The following is a 12,238-nucleotide window of genomic DNA, read 5'->3' on the forward strand; positions in this document are numbered from 1 at the left end:
AAGGGGCCCACCGACACCAGGTCGGTGGGCCCCTTCCGTCGCTGTCACTGCTGGGGCGGGGGCGGCGGGTAGCCGTAGCCCGGCCCCGGCTGCTGCGGCCAGGGCGCCCCGGGGGCGGGCTGCTGCGGGTAGCCGTACCCGGGCGGGGGCGGCGGGGCCTGGCCGGGCGGCGGGGCCCACGGCGCCCCGGGGGCGGGCTGGCCGACCTGCTGCGGGTACGGCTGGGCCTGCTGCTGCGGGTCGGCGTACGGCTGGGGGCCGCCCGGCTGCGGGTAGCCGGCCTGGGCCTGTTGCTGCCAGCCGGCCTGCTGGGCGGCGGCGGCCTGGTGGGCCCGGATGATGTCCTCGCCGACCAGGGTGGCCAGCTCGAAGTAGGCCTCCCGGACCTTGGGCCGCATCATGTCGAGGTTGACCTCGGCGCCGGCCGCCAGGCTCTCGTCGAACGGCACCACGATCACGCCGCGGCAGCGGGTCTGGAAGTGCGCGACGATGTCCTCGACCTTGATCATCTTGCTGGTCTCGCGCACCCCGGAGACCACCGTGATGCTGCGCTGGACCAGGTCCGCGTAGCCGTGCGCGGAGAGCCAGTCCAGGGTGGTCGAGGCGCTGGAGGCGCCGTCCACGCTGGGGGTGGAGACGATGATCAGCTGGTCGGCCAGGTCCAGCACCCCGCGCATCGCGCTGTACAGCAGGCCGGTGCCGGAGTCGGTCAGGATGATCGGGTACTGGCGGCCCAGCACGTCGATCACCTGGCGGTAGTCCGAGTCGTTGAAGGTGGTCGAGACCGCCGGGTCGACGTCGTTCGCCAGGATCTCCAGGCCCGAGTTCAGGTCCTGCGAGGTGAACTGACGGATGTCCATGTAGCTGCGCAGGTGCGGGATGGCCGTCACCAGGTCGCGGATGGTCGCGCCGGTCTGGCGCTTCACCCGGCGGCCCAGGGTGCCGGCGTCCGGGTTGGCGTCGATCGCGATCACCTTGTCCTGGCGCTCGCTGGCCAGGGTCGCGCCGAGCGCGGTGGTGGTCGTGGTCTTGCCGACGCCGCCCTTGAGGCTGATCACGGCGATCCGGTAGCAGCTCAGCACCGGGGTGCGGATGATCTCCAGCTTGCGGGCCTTCTCGGCCGCCGCGGCCTTGCCGCCGAACTGGAAGCGCGGCTGCTGGCGCTGCTGCTTGGGCTGGCTGCGCAGCAGCCGGTCCGAGGACAGCTCGACGGCGGCGGTGTAGCCGAGCGGCGCGCCGTGCGCGGTCTGCTGCGGGGCGGCGGCCTGCTGGAACGCGCTGGGCTGCGGGGCCTGCGGCTGCTGCTGCCACGGCTGGCCGGGCAGCGGCTGCCCCGGCAGCGGCGGGCCGGGCTGGGCCTGCGGGCCGGGCTGGGGCGGGACCGGCTGCTGGTACGCGGCGGGCTGCGGCCAGCCGCCCTGGCGCGGGTCCACCGGGCCGGGCTGGGGCACCGGGCCGGGCTGCTGCGGGGCGGCGGCGTGCTGGGGCGGCAGCGGCAGCGGCAGCGGCTGCTGCGGCTGTTGGACCTGCTGGGCCTGCTGGGCCTGCTGGGCCGCCCACGCGGCCTGCGGGTCCCAGGTGGCCGACGGGTCCTGGGGGTGCTGCGGCGGGGCCTGCTGGACCGGCGGCTGCGCGAAGTTCTGCGGCTGCGCGGGCGCGACGGGCGCGGGAGCAGGGGCGGGCGCCGGGTACGGCTGCGGCGCGGGCTGCTGCGCCGCGGCCTCCGGCGTCGGCCAGGCCGGGGCACCGGCCTGCGGCTGCTCGGCGACCGGCGGAGCCGGGGCGGCCGCCGGGAACGGGACGTGCTGCGCCTCGGCCTGCACCGGCGGGACCGGCGCGGCGGGCGTGGGCGTGGGCGTGGCAGCGGGCGTCGGGGCCGGGACGGCGGCCGGCGCGGCCTCCGCCGCCGGGGCGGCGGCCTGGCCGGGCACCGGAGCCTGGGCCTGCCGCTGCTCCGGAGCGGCCTGCTGCGCCGGGGCCTGCTGGGTCTGCGCCGGAGCGGCGGCGGGCACCGGGGCGTCGGCCGAAGCCGGAGCCCCGGCAGCCGGAGCCGAAGCGGCCGGAGCCCCAGCGGCCGGAGCCGAAGCGGGCTCCGTCTGCACGTACCAGGACGGGGGAGTGTAGTCAGGCGCGTCCGACCAGTCGTCGTCGTCCTCCGCCGCGTTGTCGCCGACGTAGACGCCGTCCCGATCGCTGCTCACTTTTCTGGCTCCCTCGTGTTCGCCGCCGCTTGTTCAGCGGTGCCGTTGCCGCATCAAAGACTAGGCCGTACGGCAACCCCCGTTGAAGGCGGCTTCGGTTCCCCGACGGCCCGCCCGGTGCGGCGAGCCGCTGCTCAGTCCATCCGGCGCGGCCCGCCGAGCACCTGTTGTTCGGCCTGCCCGGCCACGGCCCGTACGTACTGGCGCCGCATCCGGGTCGCCCACAGGGTGAGGTCGTCGCCGAGGGTGGGCAGGGCGGCCACGTCCTCCGGGGGCAGCGAGAGCACCCGGCCGGTCAGTTCCGCCTCCTGCGGCGAGATCCGCTGCACGCCGACCAGGTCGGCCGCGTTCAGCACCCGGGAGGCGTTCGGGCCCAGGTAGGGCAGCAGGGTCAGGGTGGTCTGCCAGGGCGCGGCGGAGAGCCGGCTGCGCGGCGGGCGGGCGCCGAGGTCGCGCACCACCAGGACCGGCGAGGCCACCGAGGCGCCCTGCGGGCCGAGCCGGCCGACCTGGTGGACCGTCACGCAGGGCTGGCCGCCGCCGGCGGCCTGGGCCAGTGGGCCCCACAGCTGCCCGCGGGCGGTCTCCACCGCGACCCGGGCGCCGATCGCGGCCGCCCGCAGCGCGATGACCTGCGCGGTCCACATGCCGCCGACGAGCACCAGGTCGTACGAGGTGGGGCGGAACAGGCCGAGCACGGCGGGCAGTCCCTGCGGGTCGACGCCGATGACCACGCCGTCGTCGCCGACCGGGAAGGCCAGCGCCGCGAGGTCGGCCGCCTCCAGGACGTGCTTCTCCCGGCGCGGGCCGCGCAGTCCGAAGCCGGGCAGGATCCGCGGCCTGGTGCGGCGCTGCTCGGCGCCGGGCTGCGGGCCGACGGTGGGATAGGTCTGGTACGCCATCAGGAAGCCCCTCCGAGCGGCAGGGTGGCGAGCATGCCGGGGGCCTGCTCCAGGTCGAGCCGGACGAGGCCGAGCCCGGTGCTCTGGGCCCGGGTCTCCACCTGGCGGCCGACCTGGCCGACCTCGCTCTCGTTGCGCCCGGTCACCCGCAGGTGCCCGCTGACCGTCACCGAGCCGCCGGTGCCGTGCCCGGCGGTCAGGCTGAAGGTGCTGGCGAGGGCCGGCGAGCCGGTGATCAGGTTGACCAGGTCCGGCGCGGCGATCCGGCCGGGGGCGCCGCCGGGGCGGCTGAGCTGCGGCCAGCGGGAGATCCAGTACGTGGTGTGCCAGCGGTCGTCGATCCGCCAGAACCGGTTGCCCTCCTGGGTGCGGCGGGTGGTGCCGCCGCCGCTGCCGGTGCCCTGGCGGCCGGCCACCGCGATCGGGTTGGCGCAGGTGGCGATGGCCAGCGCGGCGATCAGCTCGCGCTCGTCCAGCACGGTCGCGTTGAAGCCCGCGCTGTTGAGCCGGCCGGCCAGCTGGTCGGTGACCCGCTGCAGCGCCTTGCGGGCGCCCTCCTCGCCGCCGCCGCGGGCCCGGACGGCGGTCGCCGCGCGCTCCGGGTCGAGCTTGAGCGCGACCCAGGTCAGCCGCAGTCCGGGGGTGGAGGTGCCGTCCGGCAGCTCGCGGTAGGCGCGGGCGGCCAGCGACTGCTCGGGCAGGTGCTGGGCGGGGGCGGGCTGGGTGTGCTGGACCAGCTGCACCGACTCCAGGGTGATGTCGTCCACCGTGAGCGCCGAGCAGACCACGTCCAGCGGCAGCGGCAGCGCGGTGCGCACCGGGCGCAGCGGCTGGTCCTTGGCCTGGACGAGCAGGACCGAGGTGAGGAAGGTCCCGTCGCCGACCATGCCGGTCTCCCGGCGGACCGGGCGGCCGCCGAACTCGGCCTCGGTGGCGTGGGTGCAGGTGCGCAGCCCCGGTTCGAGCTCCAGCGCGGGCGCCAGCGCCGGGTCGGTGCCGGCCGGCGGCAGCAGCGTCCGGGCCTGCCTGCGGCGGGACTTGAGGGCGGCGCGGACCCGCAGCAGGTCCGGGACGGTGCGGCCGCGCACCGGGAGGAGGGCGAGTACGAGCAGCACCAGCGCGACGGCGCCGAAGCCGGCCGCGACCGTCCGGCTGATCGTCCAGCCGACGGCGACCAGGGCCGCCGCGACCTCGACCAGGACGAGCTGCTGGAGCTTCAACCGCCCGCCGAGCAGCCCCGGTCGGGGGTTGATCCGGACCTGGACGGCGCCGCCGCCCCCGGTGCCGGTCGGCTGCGGCCGGTCGGGCCCCGTCCCCGGTCCTGTCCCCGTCCCGGTCTCGGCCGTCGGCGTGCTGTGCTGCGCCCGGCCGGCCCGGCGCGCCCTCCCGCCGCCCGCACTGCGGCGGCGTCCTGGAGCGGTCTGGCTTGGCATCCCCCGGTGGCCCTCTCTGATCCGTTCTCGCGGCCCGGCTGGCTGTGTCGCGGACCGTACCCGTACCGTACTCACCGTCTGCTGCCGCATCGTAGAGGGTTCGCGCCGGTTCGTGCCCGGCGGGTGACCACGGGGCAGGTCGGTCTGACAACGCCCGACAACGTCTGACTAGGGGGACGACGAGGTATGGCATCGCGCCGGGACGAGCTGAACGCGTACACCTTCGCCCGCAAGCGCACGGTGGGCGCCTTCCTGCTGCCCGCCGGCGGCGGCAGCGACGAGGACGCGCCGCGTCCGGTGAAGGCGGTGCTGCCGAGTGTGCTGGCCGGGGCGGTGGTGGTGGCCGGCTTCGGGCTCTGGGGGGTCTTCAAGCCGAGTGCGCCGGTGAAGTGGGACGACGGCAAGAACATCATCCAGGGCAAGCAGTCGACGACCCGGTACGTGGTGCTCACCGACCAGGACAACAAGACCAAGCGGCTGCACCAGGTCCTCAACATGTCCTCGGCGCGGCTGGTGCTGCCCGCGGGCGCCAAGGTCGTGGTGGTGGACGACGGGGTGCTCGACCGCTACCCCAACCACGGGCCGACGATCGGCATCCCGTACGCGCCGGACAAGCTGCCGACCACGGACAACGCGAACAAGCCGATGAAGTGGGCGGTGTGCGACCGCCCGGGCTCGGACGACAAGCAGGAGACCGTCAACCAGGCGGTGTTCGTGGCGGCCGGGGCGGACGCGACGGCGCTGGCGGCCAAGGACCGGATGCTCGGCCCGGACCAGCTGATGCTGGTGCAGCAGGCCGACGAGCAGCAGATCTCGGCCGCGCCGGCGGCGGGTCAGCCGGCCGCCTCGGGTGCGGCGGTGTTCCTGGTCGACGCGCAGGGCCGCAAGCACGAGATCGGCACCCCGCAGTCGGACGACAAGGAGCGCAAGGCGCTGATCACCGCGGTGTTCGGGCCCAACGCGGTGCCGCAGCGGGTCAAGCGGGACTGGCTGGACACCCTGGTGACCGCCACCCCGATCACCTTCCCGCAGGTCGAGGGCGTGGCCGACAGCCAGGGCGCCAACTCCAAGGTGGAGCTGGGCAACCAGGCCGACCGCCGGGTCGGCCGGCTGGTGCACTACCAGGACCGCCACTACGTGGTCGGCAAGGAGCAGCTGTTCCTGGTCACCCCGTTCCAGGCGGAGCTGATCCGGCAGAACCCGGCGTACCAGATGCTCTACAAGTACGACCAGGACAAGAAGCCGCGCAGCGACGAGATGATCCCGGCCGACAACGCCCAGTGGGGCGGCGACGTCGCGCTGAAGGGCACCGCGCCGGACTGGCCGCTGAAGACCGGTGCGCCGGTGAACAACTGGCAGGACCGCCAGGACGCCCGGATGGTCGTGTGCAGCACCTACGACGGCGTCGCCGCGGACGGGGCCACCGCCAAGCGCAGCGTCTGGGCCGGGACGACGTACCCCGCGCCGTACAACAACGGCGCCGGGGCCGCCTACGTGACCCCCGGTCACGGGCTGTTCTACCGCTCGCTGGACCACGCGGCGGCCGGCTCCGGGACCGACTTCCTGATCACCGAGACCGGGTTGCGCTACTCCGTCCCGTCCAACGGCGACGGCGGCCAGCGTCCCACGGCCTCGCCGCAGCCCGGCCAGAGCGCCCCGCCGAAGCAGCCGACGCCGCAGCCGACGGCCACGCCGGCCCCCGGGGCGCCGTCCCAGGAGCCCGGCCAGCAGGAGGAACCGGGCGGCAACCAGGCCCGGTTGGGCTACCAGGGGGTCCAGCCGCTGCCGGTGCCGAAGGAGTGGTCGAACCTGGTTCCGGCCGGTCCGCCGCTGACCGCGAAGAGCGCCGCCCAGCCGCAGAACGCCTGACCGGCCAAGCGCGGCAACCGAATTGGCCGCAGTGTCATGGTCTGGTAACTACTCTGTGCTCGGTGTTGGGCGAGCTGCGTGTGCCGACTACAGTGCTGCTGGACATCACACGGGTGATGGCACGGTGGGGCCCCTCGCGGGCCCTCCGTGCACGCAAAATGTTGTCTCATGGGGGACGGTGGAGCATGGCTCAGGGTCAGTTCACGATGACGGCGCAGGAGATGCTGGCGTTCGCCAAGCAGATCGAAGAGGCCATCGGCAAGATCGAGGCCGAGCGGACCAAGCTGATCAGCACGGTCTCCGGCATCACCGGCGGCTGGCAGGGCCAGGCCGCGAGCGCCTACACGACCCTGCAGAACCGGGTCAACGAGGACATCGCGAAGCTGAAGGAGTCGCTGACCGCGATCAAGCACGCGATCGAGCTGACCACCAAGCACTACGCGAGCACCGAAGAGGAGCAGAAGGCGATGTTCTCCTCGGCCCAGGGCTGATCACCGCTTCCGCGTTGATCGTCGCACCCGCGCCGACCGCCGTTCTGTCCCGATCCACCGCTCCGCGGAGCGCCCGCCACTGACCGCGTGGCGCTCCGCACCCTCGTCTAGGGAGACAACGTGTCCGACCACATTCTCGTCAACTTCGAGACCGTTCACCACGCGTCCGAGGAGGTCAAGGCCTCGGCGAGCCGCATCGACCACCTGCTGAACGACCTCAAGGGCAACGTCACCCGCATCGCCTCCAGCTGGCAGGGTGCGGCCCAGGAGGGCTACCAGGCCCACCAGGCCCAGTGGGACGCCCGCGCCGCCGACCTGCAGAAGACCTGCACGCAGATCGCGACCTCGCTGGACCAGGCCGCGCAGAGCTACCGGACGACCGAGGACGCCAACGCCAAGCTCTGGGGCTGACGTTCGGGTTCCGTAGGGAACAGCAGGGGGCGGGTACCCGGATTCCGGGCACCCGCCCCCGACGCGCGACACGGGTGGACGACATGAGGGGTGGCAGGGTGTCCCGACACGGGTACCGGAAGGCGGCCGCGGCGCTCGCCGCGCTCGCGGTGCTGGGCGGCCCGCTCGCCGCCCCGGCGTACGCCGAGGGCGGGCCCGGACTGGCCGCGGCCGGCGACTGCCCCAAGCCGGCGCCCGACGTGCCGACCGTGCCGTGGTCGCTGCAGCGCCTGCTGCTGGACGAGTTGTGGCAGGGCGGGAAGACCACCGGCGCGGGCGTGACGGTCGCGGTCATCGACACCGGGGTGGACGTCAACAACCCGCAGCTGAGCGGAAAGGTCGACGAGGGCCCCAACCTGCTGGTCAACCGGGAGACCAAGGAGGCGATCCCGGGCAAGTCCATCGAGGACCCGGTCGGCCACGGCACCAAGGTGGCCGGGATCATCGCGGCCGGCCCCAGGAAGGCCACCGGTTTCGTCGGACTGGCCCCCGACGCCAGGATCTTCTCGATCCGGCAGAACGACAGCGACGGCAACGGCGACGTCTCCACCCTGGTCACGGCGATCAGGAAGGCGGCCGACCAGCCCGGCGTCAAGGTCATCAACATCTCCCAGGACGTGCGCGGCGCGGGCGACGCCCGCTTCGGCGGGTACCAGGAGCTGAAGGCCATCATCGACTACGCCGAGGCGAAGAACATCGTGGTGGTCGCCTCCACCGGGAACGACGGCAAGGAGGGCGACACCTACCCGGGCGCCTTCCCGACCGTGCTGGCCGTCGGCGCCTCCGACCGCAACAACGAGCGCGCGCCGTTCTCCCAGTACGGCGGCTTCGTGAAGGTCGCCGCGCCCGGTGTCGACATGCTGTCCACCGTGCCCGGGAGCGGCCAGTGCGTGGACAACGGCACCAGCTTCGCCGCCCCGTACGTCTCCGGGCTCGCCGCGCTGCTGTGGAGCGCCCACCCGAACTGGAAGGCGGCCCAGGTGCGGGCCTGGATCGAGCAGACCGCGCAGCGCACCCAGCGCGAGCCGGACAACTTCACCGGCTGGGGCGTGGTGGACCCGGTCAGGGCCGTCACCAAGGCCCCCGACGACGCGCCCTTCGCGCCCACCCCGGACGCCCCGGTGCAGCTCGCCGCCGCGCCGATCGTGCCGCGCCCGGTGGGTCTCGGCGAGACCCAGGCCGACCGGGACGGCCGCACCGCGACGTACGTCCTCGGCGTCGGCGCGCTGCTGGTCGCCCTGCTGATCGGCGGCGGCACGGTGCTGCGCGACCACCGCCGCAAGTCCGCCGACTGACGCCCGACTCACGCCCGACCCCCGCCAGCTCGGGGCCCGACCGGGCCGGCGCGTCGAAGAACCGCCGGAACCCCTGTAACACCGCAGCCCGCCCGCCGCATCGATGAAGTGTCAGGGACGGCGGACCGCGGGGGGCAGGGCGCATGGGGTGGATCGGGGCGGGCCGGGAGGCCAAGGACGCGGAGTTCCTGGAACTCGTCTCCGGCCGGACCGGCCACCTGTACCGCTCGGCCTGCCTGCTCACCAGCGGCGACACCCACTACGCCGAGGACCTCGTGCAGGAGGCCCTCAGCCGGATGTACGTGCTGTGGCGGCGCAGCGCCTTCACCGGCCGCGGCCGGATCGACAACCCGGCGGCCTACACCCACACCGTGATGGTGCGCACCTTCCTCGCCCAGCAGCGCCGCCGCTCCAGCGGCGAGCGCCCCAGCGACGCCCTGCCGGAGCCGGAGGGGCAGGACGCCGACCGCACGCTGCGGCTGACCCTCCTCGACGCGCTCGGCCGGATGCCGCCCAAGGACCGCGCGGTCCTGGTGCTGCGCTACTGGGAGGACCGCAGCGTCGAGGAGACCGCCGAGGCCATGCGGGTCTCCTCCGGGGCCGTCCGTACCCGCACCACCCGGGCCCTGGCCCGGCTGCGCACCCTGCTCGGCGACTCGCTGGCCGAGCTCGCCGCCCGCTGAGGCCGGCCGCCCGGTACCTCTCACCACCACCCGCGACGCAAGGAGACGGTGAACACCCATGTCCGAACCGGACAAGTTCGAGGACGATCTTCTCTATGCCCTCACCCGTACGGGCGAAGGCTTCCGCCCCGGCCAGGCCGACCTGGTCGCGGGCGGCTACCGGCGCGGCCGCGGCCGCTGGCGCCGCCGCTCGACCGCCGCCGTGGTGGGCGGGGCGGCGGCGCTGGCCCTGGTGGGCACCGGCGCGGTGTACCTGGGCTTCCCGGGGGCGAGGGACGCGGGCACGGTGAGCGCGGCCTCCGCCCCGGCGGCCACCGCCGGCGGCGAAGGCGCCACCGCCTCGGCCACCCCGACCTCGGTGAAGTCCTCCGCCCCGGTGGTGATCACCGGGGACGAGGTGGTCGCCACCTTCCAGGCCCTGCTGCCCAAGGGCCAGGTGTCCGACGCGAAGGGGCACGGAACCGACGAGAACAAGGGGATGTACGCGGACGCCAACCTGGTGTTCGACGACGGCCAGGGCCGGTCGCTGATGGGCCTCAGCATCCAGAAGCACCGCCCCAAGGACGTCCAGCCGCAGACCTGCCCGACGGACCTCAAGCTCGCCTCGCTGGACTCCTGCGCCGTCACCGTGCTGCCGGACGGGTCGAAGCTCATGCTCACCCAGGGCTACGAGTACCCGGACCACCGGGCCACCACCAAGGAGTGGCGCGCCTCGGTGGCCCGTCCGGACGGCGGGCTGATCGGCCTCAGCGAGTGGAACTCGCCCCAGGAGAAGGACGCGCCGGACAGCCGGCCCAACCCGCCGCTCACGCCGGACCAGCTGAAGGCCGTCGTCACGGACCCGTCCTGGAACCGGGTCGTCGCGGCCCTCAGGTTCGACGGCGTCGACACCGAGGCGATCGACCCGGGCCTGTCGCTGCAGGACCGCGAGTCCGTCCTGACCGGGCTGCTGCCCGCCGGGGTGACCGTGACCGACCGCAGGAGCCGGGACCTGCGGGCGGACTTCGAGCTGGCCGGGGGCGGGCGGACCGGGACCCTGACGCTGACGGTCGAGAACTGGGCGAAGGCCCCCGACGACCGGCCGGGGCCGGAGGCGTACCAGGGCGCGGAGACCCTGCCGGACGGGACGAGGCTCCTGGCACGCGGCGCGGCGGCCAAGGTCCCGAAGGGGGTGCAGGTCGTGGACGCGATGCGGCCGGACGGCGTGGAGGTCCTGGTCACGCTGGTGTCGAAGGGCGATCCGCTGCTGACCGAGGCGGAGCTGCGGGCGGTCGCCACCAGCCCGCAGTGGACGCCGAAGAAGTAGCGCGGGAGACGGCGGTGCCCCGGGCCTGGGGGAGGCCCGGGGCACCGCCGTGTGGGGGAGGGGTGGGGGTCAGTCCTGCTGGTCCTCGGGGAGGCTGATCACCCAGCGGGTGTCCTGCCGGGGGCGCAGGTAGAACAGCCAGTAGAGGGTGGCGGCGGCGGTGATGCCGCCGGTCCACAGCAGGGGCTCGGTGTCCAGCTTGGTCATCACGTAGACCAGGACGGCGATCAGCACGACCGGGACGGCCGGCCACAGCGGCATCCGCCAGGCGGAGGCGTGCTTGTGGTGGCCGCGGCGGGAGAGCAGCGCGGCGATCGCGACCAGCAGGTACATCCCGGTGACGGCGACGCCGGTGATGTTGCTCAGCAGCTCGCCCTTGACGAAGCAGAGCGCGGCGCCGGGCAGGCCGACCGCCAGGGTGGCGATCCACGGCGAGCCGAACCGGCCGAGGGTGCCGAAGGCCTTGTTGACCGGCTCCGGCCAGGCCTTGTCGCGGGCGGAGGCGAACAGCACCCGGGAGTTCTGGATGACCATGACGATGCCGGCGTTGATGATGGCCAGCGCGACGCAGAGGCTGATGAAGGTGCCGACCGCGGAGTTGCTCCAGGCGGTGACCATGCCGGAGATGTCGCCGGAGGCCAGGGTCTGCAGGTCGGGGGCGCCCACGGTGATCGCGACGACCGGGACCAGGATGATCGCGGAGGAGATGCCGAGCGTCCACAGCACGGTGCGCGAGACGTTGCGGCGCGGGTTCTCCAGCTCCTCGGACAGGTAGACGGCGGTGGAGAAGCCCTGGGTGATGAACAGGGCGATGCCGAGCGCGCCGACGATGGCGCCGACGCTCACCGTGGTGGTGGCGCCGCCGTCCCCGGTGACCACGCCGTGCAGCAGGCTGGGGGCGTCGCTGTTGGTGTGGGCGAAGCCGAGCACCGAGACCACGCCGGCCGCGATGACCTCCAGGACCAGGAAGACGCCGGTGATCCAGGCGTTGGCGCGCAGGTCGAGCAGGCCGGCCAGGGTGGCGGCCAGCATCACGGCGGCGCCGGTCATGGCCTTGTCGAGGTGCAGGACGGGCGCGAGGTAGTCGGCGGTGCCGAGGGCGATGACCGAGGGGACGATCATCACCACGATCAGGGAGAGCACGAAGACCAGCCAGCCCATCAGCCGCCCGGCCAGGGTGCCGACCATCGCGTACTCGCCGCCGGCGCTGGGGATCAGGGTGCCGAGTTCGGAGTAGCAGAACGCGACCGCGACGCAGAGCACGGTGCCGATCGCGATGGCCAGCGCGGTGGCGCTGCCGATGCTGGAGAACAGCTCCGGCACGATCACGAAGAGCGTCGAGGCGGGGGTGACGCAGGACAGCGTGAGCAGGGTGCCGCCCACGACGCCGATCGAGCGCTTGAGCTGCTGGGGCGCTGCCGCCTCGGCCGCGGGGGCGGCTACGGTCTGTGGCGGGCGAAGCGTGTCGGTCATGTGGCTTCCGATCGGCTCTGTGCGGTGCTGGGGTGGGAGCGGTATCGCCTCCGCTGGCTGGTTGCTCGGTGTCCGGTTCCAGGCGCTCCCTGGCCGCCATGGAACCTTGGGCGTATTGATCGCGTCAACGCCGGA

10 protein-coding genes are annotated in these 12,238 nt (G+C 74.0%); 6 read left to right on the plus strand and 4 right to left on the minus strand.

The features are described from left to right. Nucleotides 1–44: 44 nt before the first annotated feature. From AMK13_RS39775 to eccE, 3 genes are all read right to left on the minus strand, one after another. Nucleotides 45–2,201, minus strand: coding sequence for a MinD/ParA family ATP-binding protein (locus AMK13_RS39775; RefSeq protein ID WP_074006408.1), 2,157 nt, complete (start codon nucleotides 2,199–2,201; stop codon nucleotides 45–47). Between the two features lie 134 nt (nucleotides 2,202–2,335). After that, nucleotides 2,336–3,103, minus strand: coding sequence for a hypothetical protein (locus AMK13_RS39780; RefSeq protein ID WP_049657368.1), 768 nt, complete (start codon nucleotides 3,101–3,103; stop codon nucleotides 2,336–2,338). Continuing rightward, nucleotides 3,103–4,536: a type VII secretion protein EccE gene (eccE, locus tag AMK13_RS39785; protein WP_079272941.1), complete on the minus strand. Its 1,434-nt coding sequence runs from the start codon at nucleotides 4,534–4,536 to the stop codon at nucleotides 3,103–3,105. Before eccE ends, AMK13_RS39780 begins: the two co-directional genes overlap by 1 nt. 186 nt (nucleotides 4,537–4,722) lie before the next feature. On the opposite strand from eccE, the gene AMK13_RS39790 reads away from it, so the two are divergent. From AMK13_RS39790 to AMK13_RS39815, 6 genes are all read left to right on the plus strand, one after another. After that, nucleotides 4,723–6,405: a type VII secretion protein EccB gene (locus tag AMK13_RS39790; protein WP_049657366.1), complete on the plus strand. Its 1,683-nt coding sequence runs from the start codon at nucleotides 4,723–4,725 to the stop codon at nucleotides 6,403–6,405. A gap of 185 nt (nucleotides 6,406–6,590) precedes the next feature. Further along, on the plus strand, nucleotides 6,591–6,896 hold the full coding sequence (locus AMK13_RS39795) for a WXG100 family type VII secretion target (protein ID WP_063780319.1): 306 nt from the start codon (nucleotides 6,591–6,593) through the stop codon (nucleotides 6,894–6,896). A gap of 120 nt (nucleotides 6,897–7,016) precedes the next feature. Then, a complete protein-coding gene (locus AMK13_RS39800) occupies nucleotides 7,017–7,307 on the plus strand; it encodes a WXG100 family type VII secretion target (RefSeq protein ID WP_049657362.1) in 291 nt (96 codons plus the stop codon). 98 nt (nucleotides 7,308–7,405) lie between these two features. Then, nucleotides 7,406–8,641, plus strand: a complete 1,236-nt coding sequence (mycP, locus tag AMK13_RS39805; RefSeq protein ID WP_241853233.1) for a type VII secretion-associated serine protease mycosin — start codon at nucleotides 7,406–7,408, stop codon at nucleotides 8,639–8,641. Between the two features lie 143 nt (nucleotides 8,642–8,784). Further along, the gene (locus AMK13_RS39810) at nucleotides 8,785–9,324 is read left to right on the plus strand and encodes a SigE family RNA polymerase sigma factor (protein ID WP_074006409.1); all 540 of its coding nucleotides are present in this window, start codon (nucleotides 8,785–8,787) and stop codon (nucleotides 9,322–9,324) included. A 58-nt stretch (nucleotides 9,325–9,382) separates the two neighbouring features. After that, the gene (locus AMK13_RS39815) at nucleotides 9,383–10,630 is read left to right on the plus strand and encodes a hypothetical protein (RefSeq protein WP_074006410.1); all 1,248 of its coding nucleotides are present in this window, start codon (nucleotides 9,383–9,385) and stop codon (nucleotides 10,628–10,630) included. Between the two features lie 69 nt (nucleotides 10,631–10,699). Here the strand turns inward: AMK13_RS39815 and AMK13_RS39820 are convergent, their stop codons facing one another. Further along, the gene (locus AMK13_RS39820) at nucleotides 10,700–12,103 is read right to left on the minus strand and encodes an APC family permease (RefSeq protein ID WP_049651684.1); all 1,404 of its coding nucleotides are present in this window, start codon (nucleotides 12,101–12,103) and stop codon (nucleotides 10,700–10,702) included. Between the last annotated feature and the right edge of the window lie 135 nt (nucleotides 12,104–12,238).

This window comes from Streptomyces sp. CB02056 (genome assembly GCF_001905545.1).
Classification (GTDB): domain Bacteria; phylum Actinomycetota; class Actinomycetes; order Streptomycetales; family Streptomycetaceae; genus Kitasatospora.

Excerpts from the sequence above, each read along its gene's own strand:
- AMK13_RS39815 (WP_074006410.1), top strand. The coding sequence starts at position 9,383 with ATGTCCGAACCGGACAAGTTCGAGGACGATCTTCTCTATGCCCTCACC.
- AMK13_RS39820 (WP_049651684.1), bottom strand. The coding sequence starts at position 12,103 with ATGACCGACACGCTTCGCCCGCCACAGACCGTAGCCGCCCCCGCGGCC.
- AMK13_RS39795 (WP_063780319.1), top strand. The coding sequence starts at position 6,591 with ATGGCTCAGGGTCAGTTCACGATGACGGCGCAGGAGATGCTGGCGTTC.
- eccE (WP_079272941.1), bottom strand. The coding sequence starts at position 4,536 with ATGCCAAGCCAGACCGCTCCAGGACGCCGCCGCAGTGCGGGCGGCGGG.
- AMK13_RS39780 (WP_049657368.1), bottom strand. The coding sequence starts at position 3,103 with ATGGCGTACCAGACCTATCCCACCGTCGGCCCGCAGCCCGGCGCCGAG.
- AMK13_RS39790 (WP_049657366.1), top strand. The coding sequence starts at position 4,723 with ATGGCATCGCGCCGGGACGAGCTGAACGCGTACACCTTCGCCCGCAAG.
- AMK13_RS39810 (WP_074006409.1), top strand. The coding sequence starts at position 8,785 with ATGGGGTGGATCGGGGCGGGCCGGGAGGCCAAGGACGCGGAGTTCCTG.